Source organism: Isoptericola sp. NPDC057391, assembly GCF_042668085.1.
GTDB lineage: Bacteria > Actinomycetota > Actinomycetes > Actinomycetales > Cellulomonadaceae > Isoptericola.
On record NZ_JBHVBO010000043.1, the window covers coordinates 1 to 23906 of the forward strand.

Genomic DNA, 23906 nt, shown 5'->3' on the forward strand with positions numbered 1-23906 from the left:
CGCCAGTGACCCTCGGCGAGGCCCGGGGGGCCCCCCCCCCCCCCCGGGGGGGCCCCCCGCGACCGCCTGACGAACCCCGCACGATCGGAAAGAGGACATGGAGATGGCAGAGCTGAACGTGGACCTCGTCGCGGCCGACCGCAAGGTCTGGTCCGGCGCGGCGCGCGAGGTCAGCGCCCCGTCCGTCGACGGCCAGGTCGGCATCCTCGCCGGCCACGCCCCGCTCCTCGCGGTGCTGCGCCAGGGCACGGTCAAGGTGTCGACGGCCCACGGGACCGCGGTCGAGGCGCACGTCACCGGCGGCTTCGTCTCCGTCGACGGCAACCTCGTGACGATCGTCGTCGACGAGGTCTCGGAGCTGTCCGGCCGCGAGCCGGCGCTGCGCTGAGGCAGGTGCCGGTGGCGTACGTCGTCTGGACCGCGGTGGCTCTCGTCGTCGCGCTCGGACTGGTGCTCGCCGCCGGCGCCTCCCGCCTGCGGACCCTCTCCCGGAGGGTCGGCTCCTTCCCCTGCCACGCCCGGCCCGCGGACGACCCGCAGGCGGCGTGGATGGTGGGGATCGCCCACTACGCCGTGGGCCGCATCGACTGGTGGCGCGGGTGGTCGCTCGCGCCCCGCCCGGCACGCGTCTGGCGACGCGACGGGCTCTCGATCACCGGCCGCGCCCCGCTCGACCAGGCCGGCCAGCCCGACCAGGTACTGGTGCGCTGCCGCTACGACGGCACCGACTTCGAGCTGCTGATGTCCTCCGGCGCCTACGCCGGGCTGGCGTCGTGGCTCGAGTCCGCGCCCCCCGGGCGCCGCGACCTGGTCCTGTAGGGTCCTGGGGCGCCCTCCGCGGCGCCCGCTCCGCAGCACCCGCCACGAACGAAGAGGGGGACCGTGCGTCTCGTCGTCGCCCGCTGCTCGGCCCGGTACACGGGCCGGCTCACCGCCCACCTGCCGCTGGCCACGCGGCTCCTCGTCGTCAAGGCGGACGGCAGCGTGCTTCTGCACTCCGACGGCGGATCGTACAAGCCGCTCAACTGGATGAGCCCGCCGTGCGCGACGGCGGTCGGCGAGCCCGACGACGAGGCCCGGGCGCGCGGCGTCACCCAGGTCTGGACGGTGCAGCACCAGAAGTCGGACGATCGCCTGGAGATCGAGCTGCACGAGGTGGAGCACGACTCCGCCCACGACCTCGGCGTCGACCCGGGCCTGGTGAAGGACGGCGTGGAGGCGCACCTGCAGGAGCTGCTGGCCGCGCAGATCCACCGCCTCGGCGCCGGGCACACGCTCGTGCGCCGCGAGTACATGACGGCGATCGGCCCCGTCGACATCCTCGCCCGCGACGCGTCCGGCGCGACCGTGGCGGTCGAGCTCAAGCGCCGCGGCGACATCGACGGCGTCGAGCAGCTGACCCGGTATCTCGAGCTCCTCAACCGCGACCCGCTGCTGGCCCCGGTGCGTGGCGTCTTCGCGGCCCAGGAGATCAAGCCGCAGGCGCGCGTGCTCGCGACGGACCGCGGGATCGAGTGCCTGGTGCTCGACTACGACGCGATGCGCGGCGTCGACGACGTCGAGTCGCGCCTCTTCTGACCCCCTGGGGGGTTTGTCAGGAAGGTTTCGCAATGCCCCGGCCCTGCGGCAGGATGGGCCCATGAGCGCTGCCACCCCCACGGTCCCCGCCTCCGAGCCCGGCACGCCGGTCGCGCTGCGCGGCCGCGTCGTGACCCCGCAGGACGACGTCGAGGACGGCGCGGTCGTCGTCCAGGACGGCCTCGTGCGCTGGGTGGGGCCCGTCGCGGCGGCGGAGCACGCCGACCCGGAGGTCGCCGCCGCGGTGGCCGCGGCGGTCGTGCCCGAGCCCGGCACGGTGCTGCTGCCCGGGCTCGTCGACCTGCACAACCACGGCGGCGGCGGGGTCGGCTTCCCCGACGCGACGACGGCCGAGGAGGCGCTGGTCGCGGTGCGGGAGCACCGCCGGCACGGCACCACGACGATGCTCGCCTCCCTCGTCACGGCCGGCCGCGAGACCCTGCTGACGCGGGCCGCCATGCTGGCCGACCTCGCCGACGCCGGCGAGATCGCGGGGATCCACGCGGAGGGGCCGTTCCTCTCGCACGAGCGGCGCGGCGCGCAGAGCCCGGACGACCTCGCCCCGGGCGACACCCACCTGGTGCGCGACCTCGTCGAGGCGTCCCGCGGCCACCTGCGCACCATGACGGTGGCCCCCGAGGTCGACGGCGTGGCCGGGCCCGACGGCGCGGCCGAGGCGCTGGTCTCCGCGGGCGTCGTCCCGTCCCTCGGGCACACCGACGCCACCACGGAGCAGGCGGAGGCGCTCGTCGCGCAGGTCGGCGCGGCCCTCGCGGCCGCCGCCGAGGCCGGCGAGGCGCCGGTGCGCGAGATGACAGCCACCCACCTGTTCAACGGCATGCGCCCCCTGCACCACCGGGCGCCCGGGCCGATCGCCGCGTGCCTGGCGGCGGCCGCGCGCGGCGAGCTCGTCGTGGAGCTGATCGCCGACGGCGTCCACCTGGCGCCGGCGACCGTGCGCACGGTCGTGGAGACGGTCGGGGCCGACCAGGTCGCCCTCGTCACGGACGCGATGGCCGCGGCCGGGATGGCGGACGGCTCCTACGAGCTGGGGCCCATGGCGGTGACCGTGCGCGACGGCGTCGCCCGCCTCACCGACCCGGCCGACCCGGACGGCGGTGCGATCGCGGGCGGCACGGCGCACCTGGTCGACGTCGTGCGCGACACCGTCGAGGCGGGAGTCCCGCTCGTCGACGCCGTGCGGTCCGCGTCGTGGGTGCCGGCGCGCGTGCTGGGCCTCACCGACGTCGGCGGCCTGGTCGTGGGGCGGCACGCCGACGTCGTGGTGGTCGACGCGGACCTGCGGGTGCGCCGCGTGCTGCGTGGCGGGGTCGAGGTCCCGACTCTCTGACCCGAGCCCTCGGTCGTCGCGCCGCCGATCGCCACCGATCGCTGCCGGGCAGAGGGGTGGACCTCACCGGTCTCCGCGGTCGCCGGCGGTGAAGGTGAGCTGCGACAGGCGGGCACCGGCGGGCAGCGTGACGCGCAGGGAGGTCGGCCCGGTGGGCAGGGCGCCGAGCTCGCCGGCCACGGGCTGCCACCGGTACCGCGCGGCACGGGTCCCGGACCCGTCGCCGTCGGGCGTGCGCGACGGCACCAGGAGCTGCGCCACCGGCCGCCACCCGGCCCCGTCGGGGACCGCGAGCACGACCCCGCCGTGCACCGACCCGGTCGTGGCGAGCTCGAGGGTCACGGCGCGCACCCCCGTCAGGTCGAGGTCGCCGTAGAAGGCGTGCCCCCGGGCACGTCCTGGCGCGACCTCGAGCACGGCCCCGGCCTCGGGCGTGCGGTCGCCGAGCACGATCCCCTCCGTGGCGGACGCGGCCACGCCGGGCAGGGCGGTCCCGGCGACGGGGCGGGGCGCCGGCGCCGCGCCGGTGACGACGAGCGGCTCGCGCAGCGCGTGGACCGCGCTGGACGGACCGGCCGCCACCACGTACTCGCCGGCCTGCACCCGCAGGGCCCCGGCGTGCACCCAGTCGTCGGGCGCCCCGGGCACCCGCGCGGCGACGTCCCACACCGCCAGCCGCGCGACGTCGAACGACAGCTCGACCTCGGCCGCCTCACCGGGGGCGAGCGCGGCGCGGGCGTGGCCGAGCAGCAGCCGGCGCGGGCCCGGGATCGGCAGGTCGCCCGGGAGCGCGTACAGCTGCACGAGCTCGTCGACCGGCCGTGCGCCCGTGTTGCGCACCGTCACCCGTGCGGTGACCGCGCCGGCGGCGGCGTGCGGCGCCCCGAGGGCGGGGTGCGCGTGGGTCGGGGCCGGGGCGGGGACCGTGGCGCGGTCGAGCACCAGACGCTCGTAGGCGACCGTGGTGTAGCTGAGCCCGTGGCCGAAAGGGAAGGCCGCGTCCTGCGCGGCGTAGCGGTAGGTGGCGCCCTGGGCCGCCTGGTCGTGGTCGAGCAGGTCGCCGGGCTGCTGCTCGGTGGCGGGCCAGCCCTGGGCGAGGCGCCCGGACGGTTCGACGTCCCCCGCGAGGACGTCCACCAGGCCGTGGCCCAGCTCCTGGCCGCCGTGGCTCGACCAGACGACGGCGTCCGCGTCGGCGGTCTCCGGGCCGAGGACGTACGGGTAGCTCGACACGACCACCAGGGCCGCGCGGTCGCACGACTCTCGCGCGGCCCGCCACAGCTCGGTGGTCGCGGTGGGAAGACGCAGGTGCGGGCGGTCCTCGGTCTCGCGGCCCGCGACGTGCGGGTCGTTGCCGGCCACGACCAGCACGACGTCGGCGGCACGGGCCGCCGTGACGGCGTCGACCAGGCCCGAGCGTACGGTGCGCCACGCGAAGCGCTCGGCGTCCTCGGCCCGGTGCGCCTCGGCGACCAGGCTCGCGGCGCCGTGCTGCACCCGTACCCACCGGCCGCTGCCCACGTGCTGCAGGGACCAGCTGCCGTCGGCGTGGTGATGGCGCCGGAACGTCTCCTGCGCCACCCAGCCGCCCACCCGGTCGGCGTCGGCGCGCAGCATCCAGCCTGCGCCGGTGAGCAGCCGTCCGCTGGCGGCCGACCGCAGCGTGAGCACGCCGTCGCCCCAGTCGGTCACCTCGAGATGGGTGGCGTCGTCCGCGTGGGGTGCCGTGGCCGTGACCGCCCCGCCGTCGGGGGAGACCGTGACGTACGCGCCGTTCGACAGAGCACGCAGCGCCACGGTGTCGGCGCCGGTCACGGCGTCCACCAGGGCGCCGGGGTAGCGCTCGGCCAGCGCGGACGCGAGCCCGACGGCGTAGGGGGGAGTGCCCGAGTACCAGTCGGTGAGCACGCGGTCGCCCAGCGGTCCGAGCACGGCGACGCGGTGCGGGGCGGCGAGGGGGAGCAGCCCGTCGTTCGCGAGGACGACGACGGAGCGGGCTGCGGTCTCGCGGGCGAGCGCCCGGTGCTCCGCCACGTCGATCGCGTCCGACCCGATGCCCGCGTAGGGGTCGGCGGCGCCGTCGAGCTCGCCGGTGCGGATGCGCAGCTCCAGCAGGCGCAGGACGGCGCGGTCGACGTCGGCGTCGGTGAGCAGGCCCCGGTCGAGGGCCTCCGTCAGCCGGCGCGTGGTGGGACCGGCGTCGGCGTCGTTGTCGGTGAAGGAGTCGACGCCGGCGAGCAGGGCCGCGGCGTGCGACGTGACGTGGTCGGGGAAGTAGCGCTCGCCGACCACGAGGTTCGTGGGGGCGCCGGCGTCCGAGACGACCGCGACCGAGGCCGGGGCCCAGCTGCGCAGCTCGTCGACGAGCTCGCGCGCGACGTGGTTGGGCCGCCCGTTCACGAGGTTGTAGGAGGGCATCACGGCGCCCGCCGCCCCCGACTCGATCGCCGCGCGAAAGGCGGGCAGCTCGAGCTCGTGCAGGGTGCGCAGCGACAGCGACGCGCTCGTCACCGCCCGGTCGGTCTCGCTGCCGTACGCGAGGAAGTGCTTGAGCGTCGGGACGGTCTTCCACACGCGCGGGTGGTCGCCGCGCAGGCCGGCCGCGTACGCCGCGCCGAGCTGTGCCGTGAGGTGCGGGTCCTCGGAGAACCCCTCTTCGGTCCGCCCCCACGCCGGGTGGCGCAGGGGGTTGACCACCGGGGCCCACACGTTGAGGCTGACCGACGCGTCGGCGGCGTGCTTCGCCCGGACCTCGGTGGCGACGGCGTCCCCCACGCGCCGCAGCAGCTCCGGGTCCCAGGTGGCCGCGAGCCCCACGGGCTGCGGGAAGACGGTCGCCGTGCCCAGCCATGCCACGCCGTGCAGCCCCTCCGTGCCCGTGCGAAAGGCTGTCAGGCCCAGCCGGTCGACGGCCGGCGCGGCCTGGTGCAGCATCGCGACCCGCTCCGTCCGGGTGAGCCGGGACAGGAGGTCGGCGGCGCGGTCGTGCGAGGGCAGGTGCGGGTCCAGGTAGGGCGCCGGGGGCACCGGGGCGCCGGAGCGGAGGTCGTCGTCGGCGTGGAGGGTCATGGGGCGTCCTCGTGTCGTCGGGTCCGTGGGGGTCGACCGGTGGGTGCCGGGCGGCGCGATCCGTGGCCGGTTTGCCAGATCGAAGCGCTTCGATGCGCGGCCGTCATGGGCGACGAGATTACGTGACTGAGGCCACCTGTCAAGAGGGCGCGGGGCGGTGGCCGGCCTGCCGGGAGGACGGTGGCCTGCGACCGGCTCGCGATCGGCGGGGGCGAGGGTGTTGCCAGACCGACGCAGGATGGATACGCTCCCACGTCGAAGCGCTTCGACTACCAGCACCCACCCGCTCCGCGGCACGTGGTCGTGCCGCGGTGTCCACGAAGGAGTGACATCGCATGAAGACGCAGTCGTCCGGGTCGAAGATCGCGGCGACCAGGCTCAACCGCCGCTCGTTCCTCGGCCTCGCGGGCCTCGGCGTGGCTGCCGTGGGGGTGCCCTCGTTGCTGACGTCCTGCAGCAGCGCCGCCCCCGCGTCCGTCACCGGGAGCGGCGGCACGGTGAGCTCCGGCGTCCTGCCGACGTACACGCCGCTCGAGTACGTCAAGCCCGACTTCCCGAGCGTGAACGGCTCGACCGCGGGCTTCTCCTCCATCCCGGAGAAGCTGGTGCAGGCCTTCGACGCGCCGCCCGGGTCGGGCGGCACCTACACGGCGATGACGCCGCTGTGGGGCACTATCCCGCCGACCCGGGGCAACCAGTACTACGACGCCGTCAACGAGGCGTCGGGCACGAACATCACGTTCCAGATCTCCGACGGCAACACCTACGGCGACAAGCTCGCCGCCGTCCTCGCCTCGAAGAAGGACGTGCCGGACTGGGTCAGCATCCCGTCCTGGAACATCCCGCCGAAGTTCGGGCAGGCGGTCGAGGCGCTCTTCGAGGACCTGACCCCGTTCCTGGCGGGCGACAAGGTCAGCAAGTACAAGAACCTCGCCAACATCCCCACCGACGCGTGGCGGGTGTGCGTGTTCAACGACAAGCTCTACGGCCTGCCGTTCCCGGGCGAGCTCATCAGCAACGCGATCTTCCACCGTGCCGACATCTTCGCCGAGCTCGGCATCACGGAGCAGCCCAGGAGCGCCCAGGAGCTGCTGGACCTCGCGAAGGAGATCAACGACCCGAAGGGCAAGCGCTGGGCCACCGACGACCTGTGGACCGGGGCCACCCTGATGTTCGCCGTCCCGCCCAAGTGGAAGGTCGGCGACGACGGCACGCTCGTGCACCGCGTCGAGACCGAGGAGTACCGCGCGGCCCTGGACTGGCAGTCGAAGCTGTTCGCCGCGGGCGTCGTCCACCCGGACGCCGTCGCGGACAAGAACGCCGACGCCAAGCAGCGCTTCGAGTCCGGGCAGACGCTCGTCGTCAGCGACGGGCTCGGCGGGTGGCACGAGTCCCTCGGACGGCAGCAGGCCGGCAACCCCGACTACGACCAGCGACCGTTCGCACCGATCGCCGGCGACGGCGGCACGCCACGGCTGTTCAAGTCCGACCCCGCGAGCATGTACTCGTTCCTCAAGAAGAGCGAGGACCCGAAGAAGATCGAGGAGCTGCTCGCGGTGGCCGACTTCCTCGCGTCGCCCTTCGGCACGCAGGAGTTCGAGCTCGTCAACAGCGGCGTGGAGGGAGTGCACTTCACCCGCGACGACGACGGCCTGCCCGTGCCCACCGAGCTCGCGGCCACCGAGCTGCAGCCCACCTACGTCTTCCTGGTGGACCCGCCGATCGTGCAGTCGCGGGTGCAGTACCCGGGCTTCGTCGAGGCGTTCTGCAACTGGATGGCCGACGCCGCGCAGTACGTCGAGGAGCCGGCGTTCTTCGGCATGCAGATCACGCCGCCGTCGCAGTACTCGGGGATCGACGAGCCGTTCGTCGACCTCGAGAAGGACATCTCGCGGGGTCGCAAGACCATGGCGGACCTGGACGAGGCCGTCGAGACGTGGAAGTCGTCGGGTGGTGAGGAGCTGCGCACCTTCTACCAGGGCATCCTGGACGAGCAGCAGTGAGCGCCGGTACAGCCCCCGCCGTGGGGCGGGACGCCGTGGCCGTCGCGGCGCCGGAGGCCACCTCGCCCTCCGACCCGGGGCGTCCGGTCCCGCCCCGTCGCAAGGTCTCCTGGCGCGTGCGCCTCAAGCGGGACCGGTCGCTCATCCTCATGACCCTGCCGGCGATCGTCCTGCTCGCCGTGTTCGCCTACGTCCCCCTGGCCGGCAACGTCGTGGCGTGGCAGGACTACTCGCCGTACGTCGGGATCCGCGACAGCCCGTTCGTGGGCTGGTGGAACTTCCAGCGGCTGTTCACCAACGAGGCCTTCTGGCACGCCGTCGGGAACACGCTGCTGATCACCGGCTTCCAGCTCGTGTTCTTCTTCCCGGTCCCCATCGTCATGGCGCTCCTGCTGAACAGCGTCATGACGCCGCGGATCCGCACCGCCATCCAGTCGATCGTCTACCTGCCCCACTTCTTCTCGTGGGTGATCGTGGTGACGGTCTTCCAGCAGATGTTCGGGGGCGCCGGGTTCGTCGCGCAGAAGCTGGCGGACCAGGGGTACACAGGCTTCGACCTCATGACCGACCCGGACACGTTCCTGGCGCTGGTGACCATGCAGGCGGTCTGGAAGGACGCCGGCTGGGGCATGATCATCTTCCTCGCGGCACTGTCCACCGTGGACCCGGCGCTCTACGAGGCGTCGGTGATGGACGGCGCGAACCGGTGGCGTCGCATGTGGCACATCACGCTGCCCGCGCTGCGCCCCACCATCATCCTGCTGCTCATCCTGCGCCTCGGTGACGCGCTCACCGTCGGCTTCGAGCAGCTCATCCTGCAGCGCGGCGCGGTCGGCGCGGACGCCGCCGAGGTCCTGGACACCTTCGTGTACTTCCAGGGCGTCGTGAACGGCGACTGGTCGTTCGCCGCCGCCGCGGGGCTGGTCAAGGGCGTGGTCGCGGTGATCCTCGTCCTGGTCGCGAACAAGATCGCGCACCTGTTCGGAGAGGCGGGGGTGTACCAGAAGGCATGAGTACCACGACGACGAGCACGACGACGAGCACGACGACGAGTGCGGCGACGAGCACGACGGCGGCGCCGCGACGGTTCCGCTCCAAGCACCGCCCCGTCTGGGACGAGGCGCCCGGCCCCGCGGGCTTCACCGTCAAGGCCCTGCTGCTCCTCGCCATCTGTGCGGCGGTCCTGTTCCCGCTGTACTCGGTGGTGCTGACCAGCCTGTCCACGCAGGACACCATCACCCGGGCGGGCGGCATGGTCACGGTGCCCGGCGAGATCACGTTCGCCGCCTACTCGCAGATCCTGTCCGGCGGCATCGTCACCCGTGCCGCGCTGGTCTCGATCGGGATCACGGTGGTCGGCACCACCATCTCCACGATGGTGTCGCTGCTGGCGGCCTACGGCCTCAGCCGCCCGGGGTCGTTCGGGCACCGTCCGCTGCTGTTCACGCTGCTGCTGACGATGTTCTTCTCGGCCGGCATGATCCCCACGTACCTGCTCGTGTCGGCGCTCGGGATGATCGACTCGTACTGGGCCCTCATCCTCCCGACGGCCGTGTCCGCGTTCAACGTGCTCATCCTGCGCGCGTTCTTCATGGGCATCGACCCGGCGATCACCGACGCGGCGCGCATCGACGGCGCCGGCGACTGGCGCGTGCTGTTCCGCATCGTGGCGCCCATGTCCAAGGCCGCGATCGCGGTCGTCGCCCTCTTCTACGGCGTCGGCTACTGGAACGCGTTCTTCAACGCGATGCTGTACATCAACGACAACGCCAAGTGGCCGCTGCAGCTGGTACTGCAGTCGTACGTGCTGCAGGGCGTCACCCTGCCGGGCTCCGGGACCGGTCAGGTGGACGTCGCGACGGGTGCCGTCACCGGGCTGCCGGTCAAGATGGCCGTCATGGTCCTCGCGATCGTCCCGATCCTGATCGTCTACCCCTTCGTCCAGCGCCACTTCACCAAGGGCGTGATCTTCGGGGCCATCAAGGGCTGAGCGTCACGCGACGCGGGGCGTGGTGCTGGCCCGCTGCGTCAGCTCGGGGGCGATCAGCCGGCTCTCCGCCGGCTGACCGCCCTCGAGCCGTGCCATGACCATGTCCACCGCCACCCCGCCGATGAGCTCGCCGGGGATGTCGATGCTCGTGAGCGGCAGGCGCTGCGAGACGGCGACGTCGCCGGGGCAGATGGCGATCACGCCGACGTCTCCGGGGACGTCGAGACCGCGCTCCGCCAGGCCGGCCAGCACGTGGGGGAGAGCCCGCTCGTTGTGCACCACCAGCCCGGTGGGCCGGTCGGACCGCGCGCCCGGCCCGTCGCCGCGGGGCCCCTCGCCGAGTGCGGCGTCCAGCGCCCGGCGCGCACCGTCCGGGGTCGGCTCGCACGGCACGACGACGGGCGTCAGCCCGTCCTCGGCGGCGGCCCCGCGAAAGCCGCGCACCACGCGCTCGGCGTACGACGTGCGCCGGTCCAGCACCTCGGGCGGGGAGCCGATCAGCGCCACGTCCCGGTGGCCGTCGTCGGCGAGCCGTCGGGCGGCGAGCCGGCCTGCCGCCTCCCAGTCGAGGTCGACGCAGCTCAGTCCCGCCGGTTCGTGCGGCAACCCGATGAGCACGGTCGGCTGCCGCAGCGTCCGCAGCACGGGAAGCCGGGTGTCGTCGGCCTCGACGTCCATGACGACGATCGCGTCGACCATCGAGCCGGCCGCCACCCGCTCGATGCCACCCGTGTCGTCCTGGGTGAGCAGCAGCACGTCGTGGTCGACATCGCGGGCCCGGGTGACCACGCCGGTGACGAACTGCATGATGACCGACACGTCGACGCCCGACCGGAGGGGCGCCATGAGGCCGATGACGTTGGTGCGGCTCGACGCGAGCGCCCGGGCCCCCGCGTGGGGCCGGTAGCCCAGCGTCGAGATCGCCTGCTCGACGCGGCGGCGCGTGGGCGCGGAGATCGATCGCTTCCCCGACAGCACGTAGGAGACGGTCGACGCCGAGACTCCCGCGGCCTTGGCGACGTCGTCGATGGTGGGCACGATCAGCTCCTCGAGGGGACAGGGGCGGCGCTCGCGGCAGGGGTGGAGGCCCGCGGGTCGAGAGACACGGTATCGCCGGCCGCGGCGCGCACCTCGACGCCGGGGCCGGTGGTGCCGTGGTGCACGACGACGTCGATCCCGCGGTCCGGCGGGGCGTGCAGGCGCGCCGAGGTGAGCGCGCCGTCCTGCCAGGCGAGGTCCATGCGGGCTCCGCCGCGGGCGCGGAGACCGGTCACCTCGCCGTCGGGCCACTGCGCGGGAAGGGCCGGGAGCAGGTCGAGGCGGGTGCGGCTGCCGTGCTTCCGGTGCGACTGCAGCAGCATCTCGGCGATGCCGGCCGTCAGGCCGAGGTTGCCGTCGATCTGGAACGGCGGGTGGGCGCTGAACAGGTTGGGGTACAGCCCGCCCCGCTGCCCGTGGCCGTCGTCGGCAGGACGCAGCGACAGCAGCACCTGCTCGTGCGCGCGGTCGGCCCGCCCGAGGCGGGCCCACAGGCACAGGCGCCAGGCCAACGACCAGCCGGTGGACTCGCGCCCTCGGAGGTCCAGGCTGCGGGCGGCCGCCGCGGCGAGCACCGGTGTGGTGGTCGGGTCGAGATCGGCCAGCGGGAAGAGCCCCACCAGGTGGGACAGGTGCCGGTGCCCGGGTTCCGCCTCCTGCCGCTCGCCGTCCCACTCGAGCAGCTCCCCGCGGGAGCCGACGGCCGGGTCGGGCAGGGCTGCCGCGACCGTCTCGAGGCGGCCGAGCCATGGCTCGGCCGCGTCGTCGAGGCCCAGCGCGGCGGCCGCCTCCCGGCACGCCCCGGCGAGCGCCCGGACGAGGGCGACGTCCATCGTGGAGCTGGTGGTGACGGCCGCGGGCGCGCCGTCCTCGGCCACGAACTCGTTCTCGGGTGACGTCGACGGGCTGGTCAGCGCGGCACCGTCGTCCGTCGTGCGGACCCAGTCGAGAAGGAACAGCCCGGCGCCGCGCAGGGCGGGCCAGGCGGCGTCCAGGGCCTCCCGGTCGCCCGTGAACCTGTGGTGCTCCAGGAGGTGCTGCGCCAGCCACGGTCCGCCCATGGCCCACGCCGACCACTTGGCCTCCCCGCGGCCGTTGCCCACGGGCGCGGCGTGCCCCCAGGCGTCCGAGTTGTGGTGCGCCACCCAGCCGTCGGCACCGTACAGCTCGCGCGCCACCGCCGCGCCGGGTCCGGCGGCGAGCCGCCGGACGTACGCCAGGAGCGGTTCGTGACACTCCGCCAGGCCGGTGGTCAGGGCCGGCCAGTAGGCCATCTGCAGGTTGATGTTGAGCGTGTACCCGCTGCTCCAGGGGCCCGGAAGCCAGGGGTTCCACAGCCCCTGCAGGGTGGCGGGCAGCCCGCCCGGTCGGGAGGACGACAGCAGCAGGTAGCGGCCGTAGTGGAAGGCGAGCGCCGCCAGCCCGGGGTCGGGCCGGCGCTCGGCGGCGGTCACGCGGTCGGCCGTCGGCAGGGCGGCCGCGTCGTCCGGGGTCGGCAGCTCCAGGTGCACGCGGCCGTAGAGCCGCCGGTGCCGCGCGGTGTGGGACCCGAGCAGGCGGGCGGCGACGCGGGCCGGTGTCTCGACGGGGTCCGCGGGCCGAGCGCCGCCGGGCGTCGCCGCGGCCCGCTGCCGCGCCAGCGAGTCCTCGGCCGGGGCGCCGCCACCGGGCGGGTGGGTGGTGGCGGTGGCGAGCAGCAGCACGTGGGTGCGGGACGCGCCGGTGCGCAGCTCGCCGTCGACCACGACCGCATCGGGGTCGGCGGCGGCCACGACGTCGACGGCGCCGAGCCGTGCGTGGTCGCGGTCGTACCGGATCTCGCCCTCGGGGTGGTGGGTGGGCGGCACGTCGACCGGCAGCTCGACGACGTGCCGCAGCACCGGGCCGGGGGCGCGGCCGAGCAGCGGGGCCCTCGCAGGCGGCAGGAGGCTCTGCACCCGGACCGTGAGGCGGACCGGGCGGTCGGACCGCACGACGTGCACCAGGGCACCGCCGTCCGCGTCGGCCCAGGTCTGCTGCTCCACGCGTCCCACGGCGGGGTCGGCCCAGACGTGCGCGGCGACGCCGATCCGCAGGTCGAGCTCGCGCCGCTCGAGGTGCCCGCTGCCGGGGTGGGTGTGGGGTCCCGGCGCGTCGACCGCCCCCTGCTCGGCGGCGACGACGGCGACGTCCACCTCGGCGAGCGGCAGGTACGCCTGCGCCCAGGGGCTCTGGGCCTCCGCGAGGAGCGCCTCGGCGGTGCGGACGTCGCCGTCGGCCACGGCCTGCCGGATCCGGGCCAGGTGCTCGGCTCCTCGCGCATGGGCGCCGCCAAGGGGGTCGCCGGGCGGGTCGGCGGGCGAGGGGCCGGACCACGCCGTGACGTCGTTGAGCCACAGGTGCTCGACGCCGGGCCGGCCGGCGCACATCGCCCCGCGGGCGCCGTTGCCCACCGGGTACGCCTCGACCCATCGGCTCGCGCTGCGGTCGGCGCGCAGGACGTGCGTCGTCGCGGGGAGATCGAGATCGTCCATGGGAGCAGCGTAGAGGGAGGTGAATCGCTTCGACATTCTCTGGGGATGGTGCGACCGGCCGTGCGCTGGACTCGCGCCAGTGGCTTGACGCTCTCGGGAACACTGTCCAATACTTGTGAGTCGAAGCGCTTCGACGAGGAGGACTCCATGCACGACCGGCCGCGGGCCGCCGCTCTCGACACGACAGCCCGGAGCAGGTGCAAGCGATGAAGTTCACGGACGGCTACTGGCAGACGCGGCCCGGCATCGATCCGCTGTACGCGGTGGAGGTCGACGACGTCCGTGTCGACGAGGCGGCCGGCACGATGACGGTCTACGCACCCACGACGGTCGTGCGCCGCCGCGGCGACACCCTCAACCGCCCGATGGTGACGGTGACGTACTCGTCGCCGGCGCCGGGCGTGGTGAAGGTGCGCGTGGAGCACTTCGCGGGTGCGGCGCGCCGCGGCCCGGAGTTCGCCGTCCGGGGCGAGCAGGGCTTCCTCCCGGTCGTGAAGGTCGACGAGACGGAGGGCGTGCTCGAGACCGGCGGTCTCGCGGTGCGGGTGCACCGCGGTGGCGCCTGGCACGTGGACTTCGAGTCGGCCGGCCGGGTGCTGACCTCGAGCCTGCCGAAGTCCGTGGGCGTGATGACGGCGTCGTCCGGTCCGGGCGCGGGCGGGGCGTGGGTGCACGAGCAGCTGACGCTCGACCCGGGCGAGCACGTCTACGGGTTGGGGGAGCGGTTCGGGCCGTTCGTCAAGAACGGGCAGTCCGTCGACGTCTGGAACGAGGACGGCGGCACGTCCTCCGAGCAGGCGTACAAGAACGTGCCGTTCTACCTGACGAGCAAGGGGTACGGCGTGTTCGTCGCCCACCCCGAGCGGGTGTCCCTGGAGGTCGCCTCCGAGGTCAACACGCGGGTCCAGTTCTCGGTGGCGGGGCAGGCGCTGGAGTACTACGTCATCGCGGGCCCCACGCCCAAGGAGGTGCTGGACCGGTACACGGCGCTCACGGGCCGCCCGGCGCAGGTGCCGTCGTGGTCGTACGGGCTGTGGCTGTCGACGTCGTTCACCACCGACTACGACGAGAAGACGGTCACGAGCTTCGTGGACGGCATGGCCGAGCGCGACCTGCCGCTCAGCGTCTTCCACTTCGACTGCTTCTGGATGCGCGAGTACCAGTGGTGCGACTTCGAGTGGGACCCGCGCGTGTTCCCCGACCCGGAGGGCATGCTGGCCCGGCTGCACGAGCGTGGCCTCCAGGTGAGCGCGTGGATCAACCCGTACATCGGCCAGCGGTCGCCGCTGTTCGCCGAGGGGGCCGCGAAGGGCTACCTGCTGCGGACCGCCGACGGCGGGGTGTGGCAGTGGGACCTGTGGCAGGCGGGCATGGGCCTGGTGGACTTCACCAACCCGGAGGCCACCGACTGGTACCTCGGGCACCTGGAGCGGCTGCTGGACCAGGGAGTGGACGCCTTCAAGACCGACTTCGGGGAGCGCATCCCGACCGAGGGCGTGGTCTGGCACGACGGCTCCGACCCGCAGAAGATGCACAACTACTACGCCGAGCTGTACAACGAGGCCGTCTTCCGTCTGCTCGAGCGGCGCAAGGGGCCCGGCGAGGCCGTGCTGTTCGCCCGGTCGGCGACCGCGGGCGGCCAGCAGTTCCCGGTGCACTGGGGTGGCGACTGCGACTCCACGTACGCGTCGATGGCGGAGTCGCTGCGCGGAGGCCTCTCGCTCGGGATGTCGGGCTTCGGCTACTGGAGCCACGACATCGGCGGGTTCGAGGGCACCCCGGACGCGGGGGTGTTCAAGAGGTGGCTCGCGTTCGGGCTGCTGTCGAGCCACTCGCGGCTGCACGGCTCGTCGTCGTACCGGGTGCCGTGGGCGTTCGACGACGAGGCGGTGGACGTCGCGCGGCGGTTCACCCACCTCAAGATGTCCCTCATGCCCTACCTCGCGGGCGCGGCCGGGCAGGCGACCGGGCAGGGCACCCCGATCATGCGGCCGATGGTCCTGGAGTTCCCCGACGACCGGGCCACCTTCGGTGTCGACATGCAGTACATGCTGGGCGGCTCGCTGCTCGTGGCCCCGGTCTTCCAGGCCGACGGCACGGTCGAGTACTACGTGCCCGAGGGCACGTGGACGCGCCTGCTCGACGGCGAGGGGGCGCCGCACGCGAAGACTGTGACCGGCCCACGCTGGGTCACCGAGACCCACGGCTTCGACTCCCTGCCGGTCCTGGTGCGTCCCGGCACCGTGCTGCCCGTCGGGGCGCGCACCGACCGGCCCGACTACGCGTGGGCCGACGGCGTGGAGCTGCGCTGCGTCGAGCTTCCCGACGGGTACGACGCCGTCACCGTCGTGCCCACGGGTGCCCCGGACGGCGCGGCCGCACGCTTCCACGTCCGCCGCGCGGGCGACGAGGTCGTCGTCACGACCGGCGACGCCCCCGGCGCCTGGACCGTCCGGGCGGGGGAGCGGACGGCGGCCGGCCACGGCCCCGGCACCGTCACCCTGTCCGTCTGAGTGGCCTTCGAGCAAGCGATTCGTCGTGTCAACCGGCCGCACGACGCGACGAATCGCTTGCTCGAAGGCGAGGCCGTCCGGGTCGGGCCGGTTCCCGTGACCTACACTGACGATCTGTGGAAGCGCTCCCACACTCCTCTGCCACCCCCACGCCCCCCAGGATCGAGGACCGAGAACCATGACCAGCACGTCCACGGCCACCGCGACCGAGCCGGTCGCCGAGGCGACCGCCGCCCGCACGTTCCCCGCCGACTTCCTGTGGGGCACCGCCACCGCGGCGTACCAGATCGAGGGCGCCGCCGCCGAGGGTGGCCGGGGGCCGTCCATCTGGGACACGTACTCCCGCACCCCCGGTCGCACCCGGGACGGCGACACCGGCGACGTCGCGTGCGACCACTACCACCGCTGGGCCGAGGACGTGGATCACCTCGACCGGCTCGGTGTCGGCGCCTACCGCCTGTCGATCTCGTGGTCGCGCGTGCAGCCCGGCGGGAGCGGCCCCCTCAACCCGGAGGGCGTCGCGTTCTACCGCGACCTGCTGGACGCCCTGCGCGAGCGCGGCATCCGGCCGTTCGTCACCCTCTACCACTGGGACCTGCCGCAGGAGCTCGAGGACGCCGGCGGCTGGGCGAACCGGGAGACGTCCGTCGCGTTCGCACAGTACGCCAGGCACATGGCCGTCGAGCTCGGCGACCGCGTCGAGGCCTGGACCACGCTCAACGAGCCCTGGTGCTCCGCCTACCTCGGGTACGGCTCCGGCGTCCACGCGCCCGGCCGCACCGAGCCCGCCGCGGCGCTCGCTGCCGTCCACCACCTCAACCTGGCGCACGGGCTGGCCGCGCAGGCGATCCGCGAGGTGCTGCCGGGCGCGCAGGTGTCGATCACGCTGAACCTGCACGCGATCCGCCCGGCGGACGCGGCGTCCGAGGGCGACGCCGACGCCGTCCGGAAGATCGACGCGCTCGCCAACCGGGCCTTCCTCGGCCCGCTGCTCGACGGCGCGTACCCCGACGACCTGCTCGCCGACACCGCGCACGTGTCCGACTGGTCGTTCGTCCGCGACGGCGACCTCGAGCAGGTCCGCCAGCCCCTCGACGTCCTCGGCGTGAACTACTACTCCACGGTGACGGTGCGGCGGTTCGACGGCGAGGGCGAGCGGTCCGAGAACGACGGCCACGGCGCGTCGAGCCACAGCCCGTGGATCGGCGTCACCGACGTCGAGTTCGCCGAGCAGCCCGGCCCGTACACGGCGATGGGGTGGAACATCGAGCCCTCCGGCCTCACCGATCTCCTGCTGCGGCTGCACCGCACCTACCCGGGCCTGCCGCTCGCGGTCACGGAGAACGGGGCCGCCTTCGACGACGAGCTCGTGGTCGACGGCGGCGAGCGCCGCGTGCACGACGACCGGCGCGTCGCGTACCTGCACGACCACGTCGAGGCCGTGGGCGCCGCGCGCGACGCCGGGGCGGACGTGCGCGGCTACTTCGCCTGGTCGCTCATGGACAACTTCGAGTGGGGCTACGGCTACTCCAAGCGCTTCGGCATCCTCCACGTCGACTACCCGACGGGCGAGCGCACCTGGAAGGACTCCGCCCACTGGTACCGCCGGCTCGCCACCACCGGTCAGGTGCCGCCGGTCACCGCCGTCGCCCCCTGACGCCGACCCCGCTCCGCGTGTTCGGCACTACGGTGCGGGCATGACCGCTGCGCAGCCCGCCCCTCCGCCCACCACGACGCCGGACGAGGCGGCCCGGTTCGCCGACGCGCTGCGTGCCCGGTGCCGCGAGCGCCGGGTGCCGGCCCTGTCGGCCGCGGTGGGGCGCGCGGGCGAGGTGGTGTGGACCGGCACCGCCGGCTGGGCGCCGTCCGGCCCCCGGACGGCGTTCCGGATCGGGTCGATCACCAAGCCCATGACGGCCGTGGCCGTGCTGCGGCTGGCGGCCGCGGGGCGGCTCCGGCTGGACGACCCGGTGGGGCGGCACGTCGCGGACGCCCCGGCTCCCGATGCCACGGTGGCCCACCTGCTCACGCACACCGCCGGCCTGCCCGCCGAGCCGCCGGGGCCGTGGTGGGAGCGGCACGGCGCGGGCTCGTGGGACGAGCTCGTCGCGTCGGGGGTCGAGCCTCTGTGGGAGCCGGGTGAACGGCACCACTACTCCAACCTGGGCTACGCGGTGCTGGGCCGGCTGCTCGAGGAGGCGCACGGCCGGTCGTGGGACGCCGTCCTCCAGGTCGAGGTCTGGACGCCGCTCGGCATGACGGCGACCGGGCGGACGCCGTCGGGCGAGGCCGCTGCCGGGTACGCCGTGCACCCGGACGCGGACGCGGTCCTCGCGGAACCCGTGGCCGCCTACGGCGCGATGGGGCCGGCGGGGGAGGTGTGGTCGACGCCGACGGACCTGGTGCGGTTCGGGTCGTGGCTGGTCGGCGCGGGCGGCGACGACGGCGACGGGGTGCTCCCGCTCGCGTGGCGGCGCCGGATGGCGGCACCGCGGGCGGTGGTCGACGACGGCACGCCGTTCACGGCCGCGTGGGGCCTCGGCGTGTCCGTGCACCACGGGCCGGGCGAGGGTGGCCGTCCGGGTCGTCGCACCGTGGGCCACGGCGGCTCCGTGCCCGGCTTCACCGCGACGCTGCGGGCGGACCCCGCGACGGGCGACGTCGTCGCGGTCTGCGGCAGCTCGACCGCGGGGTTCGGCGACGCCGCGTTCCTGCTCGACCTGCTGGGCGGGCCGGGCGCCGCCTCCGCCTCCGCCTCTGCCGGCGCCGCCATCGCCGCCGACCCCGACGCCCTCACGCTGGCCGGGACCTGGTACTGGGGCCCCGTGCCGCACACCCTGACGCCGCGACCGGACGGCCTGCTGGCGCTGGGCGCGTCCGGCGGCGTGGACACGCGGGCCACGGTGTTCTCCCGCGCGGGCGACGGGAGCTGGGTGGGTGTCGAGGGCGGCTACTGGCTGGGCGAGCGGCTGCGGGTGGTCGGACGCGGCACGGCGGCGGAGGCGCTCGACGTCGGCACGTTCCACTTTACCCGCGCGCCGTACGACCCCGCGACGGCGGTGCCGGGCGGCGTCGACCCCGCGGGCTGGCGCGCCGTGCCCGGGCTCACCCCCGCCGACGACGACGCCGTCGGCTGACGGACGCTCCGGGGTGTGCGACACACCACCGCGCGCGACACGCCGATGACTCCGACGACTTTTTCGCCAGTCCTGCGCCGGGAATGTCCGATCTGTCGGGCCGCTTCCGGAGGCGAGGCCGGGTGCCGACCGGGTCCGGGCGCGGGCGCGCGACGACCCGTCGTCGCGCACATGCTGTGGATGCCCGTCGCCCCCCGCCTGTGGACATCCGCACGGGATCCGCACGGTGCTGCGGAAGGGCGCCCCGAGGCGGTGTTGACGGACCGTCACCCACCCTGTGGACGAGGAGTGTCGGACCCTCGTGGGACGCTGTTCGTGAGCGGATGAGGCGAGGGGTGTTCGACGAATGACAGCGGTGTCAACCACAAGATGTCGGTCCCGCGCGCGCCCCGACCACTAGGTGTAGTGTTTGGAGCACGCGGGGCGCACAGCCCTTCGAACAAAGCACACCGGCGTAGTTCCACGGGCGTCATCCCTGGTCCGGGCCCTTCCGGGGCCCGTCGAGGGGACCGGCTCGCAGGGCCGCGACACCGGTCGGACGAAGCCCCCGGCGGGGAGCGCAGAGAGGGAGAGACACATGAGCATCACGGTCTACAGCAAGCCGGCCTGCGTGCAGTGCGACGCGACCTACCGCGCCCTCGACCGCAAGGGTGTCGAGTACTCGGTGGTCGACATCACGCAGGACGCCGAGGCGCTCGAGATGGTCCGCGGGCTCGGCTACCTGCAGGCCCCCGTCGTCGTCGCCGGCGACACCCACTGGTCGGGCTTCCGCCCCGACCAGATCGCCGCGGTCGCGGCGCAGCAGGCCGTCTCGGCCTGACCGCCGGCTCGACCACGACTCGGCACAGACTCGACAACACGCGGGGCCCGCAGGCCGCGGCCCCGCACCCCACGAACGGCCGGCGCCCCGGGCTTCGATCCCGACCCGGGGCGCCGTGCGTCTTCTGCGCCAGGCCGTCGCGGCACGTTCCGTGACGACGCCCGGCGCCGGTCGGCAGCAGCATCCGGGGGGAGGCTGATCATGGGTTCTCTCGTCTACTTCTCCAGCGTGTCGGAGAACACCCACCGGTTCGTCCAGCGCCTCGGCCTCGACGAGCTCGGCATGTCCGTGCACCGTATCCCGGTGCGCAAGACGGACGGCTTCCTCACGGTGACCGAGCCCTACGTGCTCATGGTCCCGACCTACGGCGGGGGCAACGAGGGCGGCGCCGTGCCACGGCGCGTGCGCGAGTTCCTCAACGACCCGCACAACCGGTCGCTCGTCCGCGGCGTCATCGCCGCGGGGAACACCAACTTCGGCGCTGCATACTGCATCGCCGGCGACATCATCTCCGCGAAGTGCCAGGTGCCCTACCTGTACGCCTTCGAACTCCTGGGGACGGCTGAGGACGCCCGGCGCGTCCGTGACGGATTGGGACGATTTTGGCAACGACAGTCACTGATCTCGGCGTGAGCTCGACGACGGACCCGGAGCTCGCGGGGGCCACCCCCGTGCCGCTGCAGGGCGTGCAGCTCGACTACCACGCGCTGAACGCGATGCTGAACCTGTACGGACCGGACGGCAAGATCCAGTTCGACAAGGACCGCGAGGCCACCACGGCCTACTTCGAGCAGCACGTGGTGCCGAACACGATCCAGTTCGAGACGCTCGACGCGAAGCTCGACTATCTCCTCGAGAACAAGTACTACGACCCGGCGGTCCTCGAGAAGTACTCGCGCACGTTCGTCAAGGAGCTGTTCCGGCTCGCGTACTCGAAGGACTTCCAGTTCGAGTCGTTCCTGGGCGCGTTCAAGTACTACACGTCGTACACGCTGAAGACGTTCGACGGGAAGAAGTACCTCGAGCGCTTCGAGGACCGCGTCTCGATGGTCGCGCTCGGCCTGGCCGACGGCGACGAGCAGGTCGCGCGCGACGTCGTCGAGGAGGTCGTCTCCGGCCGGTTCCAGCCCGCGACGCCGACGTTCCTCAACGTGGGCAAGGCGCAGCGCGGCGAGCCCGTGTCCTGCTTCCTGCTGCGCATCGAGGACAACATGGAGTCCATCGCGCGCGGCATCAACTCCGCCCTGCAGCTGTCCAAGCGCGGCGGCGGCGTGGCCCTGCTGCTGAGCAACATCCGCGAGCACGGCGCGCCGATCAAGCACATCCAGAACCAGTCGTCCGGCGTCATCCCCGTGATGAAGCTGCTCGAGGACTCGTTCTCGTACGCGAACCAGCTCGGCGCGCGCCAGGGCGCGGGCGCGGTGTACCTGCACGCGCACCACCCCGACATCATGCGGTTCCTCGACACCAAGCGGGAGAACGCGGACGAGAAGATCCGCATCAAGACGCTCTCCCTCGGCGTCGTCATCCCCGACGTGACGTTCGAGCTCGCGAAGCAGAACGCGGACATGCACCTGTTCAGCCCGTACGACGTCGAGCGCGTCTACGGCAAGCCGTTCGCCGACATCTCCGTCTCGGAGAAGTACGACGAGCTCGTCGCCGACGACCGCATCACCAAGACGACGATCAAGGCCCGCGACTTCTTCCAGACGATCGCCGAGCTGCAGTTCGAGTCCGGGTACCCGTACGTGATGTTCGAGGACACGGTGAACAGGGCGAACCCGATCAAGGGCCGCATCACCCACTCGAACCTGTGCTCGGAGATCCTGCAGGTCTCGACGCCGTCGACGTTCCACGAGGACCTGTCCTACGACCACGTCGGCCGCGACATCTCCTGCAACCTCGGCTCGCTGAACATCGCGAAGACGATGGACTCGCCGGACTTCGCCAAGACGATCGACACCGCGATCCGCGCGCTCACCGCCGTCTCCGACCAGACGAGCATCGAGTCGGTCCCGTCCATCCGCCGCGCCAACGACCTCGGGCACGCCATCGGCCTCGGGCAGATGAACCTGCACGGGTACCTGGCCCGCGAGCGGATCTACTACGGCTCCGACGAGGGCGTCGACTTCACGAACATCTACTTCTACACGGTCGCCTACCACGCGATCGCGGCGTCGAACCGCCTCGCGATCGAGCGCGGCAAGGCGTTCGGCGGGTTCGAGGACTCCAAGTACGCGACGGGCGAGTACTTCGACAAGTACACCGACGGCGAGTGGAAGCCGGCGACCGAGCGCGTCGCGGCGCTGTTCGCCGACGCCGGCGTGGCGATCCCGACGCAGGACGACTGGCGCGCGCTCAAGGCGTCGGTCATGGAGCACGGCATCTACAACCAGAACCTGCAGGCCGTGCCGCCCACCGGCTCGATCAGCTACATCAACAACTCGACGTCGTCGATCCACCCGGTGCCCGCCAAGATCGAGATCCGCAAGGAGGGCAAGCTCGGTCGCGTGTACTACCCGGCGCCGTACATGACGAACGACAACCTGGACTACTACCAGGACGCGTACGAGATCGGCTACGAGAAGATCATCGACACCTACGCGGCCGCGACGCAGCACGTGGACCAGGGCCTGTCGCTGACGCTGTTCTTCCCCGACACGGTGACGACGCGCGACGTCAACCGCGCGCAGATCTACGCCTGGCGCAAGGGGATCAAGACGCTGTACTACATCCGCCTCCGCCAGATGGCCCTGGAGGGCACCGAGGTGGAGAACTGCGTCAGCTGCATGCTGTGAGTGCTCTGAGCAACGATCGAGGATTCGGGGAAGAGAAGACCATGGCGCCCACGGGCAAGCTCAAGCTCATCGATCGCGTGACCGCGATCAACTGGAACCGGCTGCAGGACGAGAAGGACCTCGAGGTCTGGGACCGCCTGGTCGGCAACTTCTGGCTGCCGGAGAAGGTGCCGGTGTCGAACGACATCCAGTCGTGGCACACGCTGACCGACGCCGAGCGCCTGATGACGACCCGCGTGTTCACGGGCCTGACGCTGCTGGACACCATCCAGGGCACGGTCGGCGCGGTGTCGCTCATCCCCGACGCGCTGACGCCGCACGAGGAGGCGGTGTACACGAACATCGCGTTCATGGAGTCGGTGCACGCCAAGAGCTACTCGTCGATCTTCTCGACGCTGATCTCGACGCGGGAGATCGACGAGGCGTTCGCCTGGTCGGAGGAGAACCCGCACCTGCAGCGCAAGGCCGAGATCGTGCTCGACTACTACCGCGGCGACGACCCGCTGAAGCGCAAGGTCGCCTCGACGATGCTCGAGTCGTTCCTCTTCTACTCCGGCTTCTACGCCCCGATGTACTGGTCGAGCCGTGCCAAGCTCACGAACACGGCCGACCTCATCCGCCTCATCATCCGCGACGAGGCCGTGCACGGGTACTACATCGGCTACAAGTACCAGAAGGGCCTGGCGCAGGTCAGCCAGACCGAGCAGGACGAGCTCAAGGCCTACACGTTCGAGCTGCTCTTCGAGCTGTACGAGAACGAGGTCGAGTACACCGACGCCCTGTACGGCGAGCTCGGGCTCACCGAGGACGTCAAGGCGTTCCTGCGGTACAACGCCAACAAGGCCCTGATGAACCTGGGCTACGAGGCGCTGTTCCCCAAGGAGGACACGGCCGTCAACCCGGCCATCCTCGCCGCGCTGTCGCCGAACGCCGACGAGAACCACGACTTCTTCTCCGGGTCGGGCTCGTCGTACGTCATCGGCAAGGCCGTGGCGACCGAGGACGACGACTGGGACTTCTGACGTCTCCGCGAGATAGAGAACCCGGACTCGCGAGATAGAGAGGGGACGGACCGTAGCCACTACGGTCCGTCCCC

Annotated in this window: 17 protein-coding genes; 14 read left to right on the top strand and 3 right to left on the bottom strand. The window is 73.0% G+C overall.

Annotated elements, in window-relative coordinates; genetic code table 11:
• Positions 1-103: 103 nt before the first annotated feature.
• The 4 genes from ACFUVW_RS08215 to ACFUVW_RS08230 all read left to right on the top strand — a co-directional run bounded on the left by ACFUVW_RS08215 (position 104) and on the right by ACFUVW_RS08230 (position 2929).
• Complete coding sequence (locus ACFUVW_RS08215) at positions 104-388, top strand: F0F1 ATP synthase subunit epsilon (RefSeq protein ID WP_430570840.1); 285 nt, start codon at positions 104-106, stop codon at positions 386-388.
• Positions 389-399: 11 nt separating this feature from the next.
• Positions 400-819 carry a DUF2550 domain-containing protein gene (locus ACFUVW_RS08220; protein ID WP_429735124.1) on the top strand — a complete coding sequence of 140 codons (420 nt, stop codon included), beginning with the start codon at positions 400-402 and terminating at the stop codon, positions 817-819.
• Positions 820-882: 63 nt separating this feature from the next.
• On the top strand, positions 883-1578 hold the full coding sequence (gene nucS, locus ACFUVW_RS08225) for an endonuclease NucS (protein ID WP_430570841.1): 696 nt from the start codon (positions 883-885) through the stop codon (positions 1576-1578).
• 61 nt (positions 1579-1639) lie between these two features.
• A complete protein-coding gene (locus tag ACFUVW_RS08230; RefSeq protein WP_430570842.1) occupies positions 1640-2929 on the top strand; it encodes an N-acetylglucosamine-6-phosphate deacetylase in 1290 nt (429 codons plus the stop codon).
• 63 nt (positions 2930-2992) lie between these two features.
• Here the strand turns inward: ACFUVW_RS08230 and ACFUVW_RS08235 are convergent, their stop codons facing one another.
• Complete coding sequence (locus tag ACFUVW_RS08235) at positions 2993-5998, bottom strand: glycoside hydrolase family 3 C-terminal domain-containing protein (RefSeq protein WP_430570843.1); 3006 nt, start codon at positions 5996-5998, stop codon at positions 2993-2995.
• 335 nt (positions 5999-6333) lie between these two features.
• Between ACFUVW_RS08235 and ACFUVW_RS08240 the strand changes: the two genes are divergently transcribed.
• The 3 genes from ACFUVW_RS08240 to ACFUVW_RS08250 are packed head-to-tail and all read left to right on the top strand — an operon-like array spanning position 6334 to position 9991.
• Positions 6334-8001, top strand: coding sequence for an extracellular solute-binding protein (locus ACFUVW_RS08240; protein WP_430570844.1), 1668 nt, complete (start codon positions 6334-6336; stop codon positions 7999-8001).
• Positions 7998-9014, top strand: a complete 1017-nt coding sequence (locus ACFUVW_RS08245; RefSeq protein WP_430570845.1) for an ABC transporter permease — start codon at positions 7998-8000, stop codon at positions 9012-9014. Before ACFUVW_RS08240 ends, ACFUVW_RS08245 begins: the two co-directional genes overlap by 4 nt.
• Positions 9011-9991 carry a carbohydrate ABC transporter permease gene (locus tag ACFUVW_RS08250; protein ID WP_430570846.1) on the top strand — a complete coding sequence of 327 codons (981 nt, stop codon included), beginning with the start codon at positions 9011-9013 and terminating at the stop codon, positions 9989-9991. The genes ACFUVW_RS08245 and ACFUVW_RS08250 overlap by 4 nt, the downstream gene beginning before the upstream one ends.
• A 3-nt stretch (positions 9992-9994) precedes the next feature.
• Here ACFUVW_RS08250 and ACFUVW_RS08255 read toward each other — a convergent pair whose 3' ends face one another.
• Positions 9995-11029 (bottom strand): LacI family DNA-binding transcriptional regulator, encoded by a 1035-nt coding sequence (locus tag ACFUVW_RS08255; protein ID WP_430570847.1) that lies wholly within the window; start codon positions 11027-11029, stop codon positions 9995-9997.
• A 2-nt stretch (positions 11030-11031) separates the two neighbouring features.
• Entirely contained in the window at positions 11032-13542 is a 2511-nt protein-coding gene (locus ACFUVW_RS08260) for a glycoside hydrolase N-terminal domain-containing protein (RefSeq protein ID WP_430570848.1), read from the bottom strand.
• A 206-nt stretch (positions 13543-13748) separates the two neighbouring features.
• Between ACFUVW_RS08260 and yicI the strand changes: the two genes are divergently transcribed.
• The 7 genes from yicI (at position 13749) to nrdF (ending at position 23832) form a co-directional block, all read left to right on the top strand.
• Positions 13749-16055, top strand: a complete 2307-nt coding sequence (gene yicI / locus ACFUVW_RS08265; RefSeq protein ID WP_430570849.1) for an alpha-xylosidase — start codon at positions 13749-13751, stop codon at positions 16053-16055.
• Between the two features lie 178 nt (positions 16056-16233).
• The gene (locus ACFUVW_RS08270; protein ID WP_430570850.1) at positions 16234-17712 is read left to right on the top strand and encodes a GH1 family beta-glucosidase; all 1479 of its coding nucleotides are present in this window, start codon (positions 16234-16236) and stop codon (positions 17710-17712) included.
• A gap of 40 nt (positions 17713-17752) precedes the next feature.
• A complete protein-coding gene (locus ACFUVW_RS08275) occupies positions 17753-19192 on the top strand; it encodes a serine hydrolase domain-containing protein (protein ID WP_430570851.1) in 1440 nt (479 codons plus the stop codon).
• A 577-nt stretch (positions 19193-19769) separates the two neighbouring features.
• Positions 19770-20012, top strand: coding sequence for a glutaredoxin-like protein NrdH (nrdH, locus tag ACFUVW_RS08280; RefSeq protein ID WP_416345666.1), 243 nt, complete (start codon positions 19770-19772; stop codon positions 20010-20012).
• Positions 20013-20213: 201 nt separating this feature from the next.
• Positions 20214-20645 (top strand): class Ib ribonucleoside-diphosphate reductase assembly flavoprotein NrdI, encoded by a 432-nt coding sequence (gene nrdI, locus ACFUVW_RS08285; RefSeq protein ID WP_429735151.1) that lies wholly within the window; start codon positions 20214-20216, stop codon positions 20643-20645.
• A gap of 38 nt (positions 20646-20683) precedes the next feature.
• Positions 20684-22810 carry a class 1b ribonucleoside-diphosphate reductase subunit alpha gene (nrdE, locus tag ACFUVW_RS08290; protein WP_430570852.1) on the top strand — a complete coding sequence of 709 codons (2127 nt, stop codon included), beginning with the start codon at positions 20684-20686 and terminating at the stop codon, positions 22808-22810.
• A gap of 41 nt (positions 22811-22851) precedes the next feature.
• Positions 22852-23832: a class 1b ribonucleoside-diphosphate reductase subunit beta gene (gene nrdF / locus ACFUVW_RS08295; RefSeq protein ID WP_380322470.1), complete on the top strand. Its 981-nt coding sequence runs from the start codon at positions 22852-22854 to the stop codon at positions 23830-23832.
• Positions 23833-23906 lie beyond the last annotated feature (74 nt).

Coding starts and splice junctions, on each gene's coding strand:
- yicI (WP_430570849.1), top strand. CDS start 13,749: ATGAAGTTCACGGACGGCTACTGGCAGACGCGGCCCGGCATCGATCCG.
- ACFUVW_RS08235 (WP_430570843.1), bottom strand. CDS start 5,998: ATGACCCTCCACGCCGACGACGACCTCCGCTCCGGCGCCCCGGTGCCC.
- nrdF (WP_380322470.1), top strand. CDS start 22,852: ATGGCGCCCACGGGCAAGCTCAAGCTCATCGATCGCGTGACCGCGATC.
- ACFUVW_RS08260 (WP_430570848.1), bottom strand. CDS start 13,542: ATGGACGATCTCGATCTCCCCGCGACGACGCACGTCCTGCGCGCCGAC.
- ACFUVW_RS08275 (WP_430570851.1), top strand. CDS start 17,753: ATGACCGCTGCGCAGCCCGCCCCTCCGCCCACCACGACGCCGGACGAG.
- ACFUVW_RS08230 (WP_430570842.1), top strand. CDS start 1,640: ATGAGCGCTGCCACCCCCACGGTCCCCGCCTCCGAGCCCGGCACGCCG.
- ACFUVW_RS08270 (WP_430570850.1), top strand. CDS start 16,234: ATGACCAGCACGTCCACGGCCACCGCGACCGAGCCGGTCGCCGAGGCG.
- nrdI (WP_429735151.1), top strand. CDS start 20,214: ATGGGTTCTCTCGTCTACTTCTCCAGCGTGTCGGAGAACACCCACCGG.
- ACFUVW_RS08240 (WP_430570844.1), top strand. CDS start 6,334: ATGAAGACGCAGTCGTCCGGGTCGAAGATCGCGGCGACCAGGCTCAAC.
- nrdH (WP_416345666.1), top strand. CDS start 19,770: ATGAGCATCACGGTCTACAGCAAGCCGGCCTGCGTGCAGTGCGACGCG.
- ACFUVW_RS08215 (WP_430570840.1), top strand. CDS start 104: ATGGCAGAGCTGAACGTGGACCTCGTCGCGGCCGACCGCAAGGTCTGG.
- ACFUVW_RS08250 (WP_430570846.1), top strand. CDS start 9,011: ATGAGTACCACGACGACGAGCACGACGACGAGCACGACGACGAGTGCG.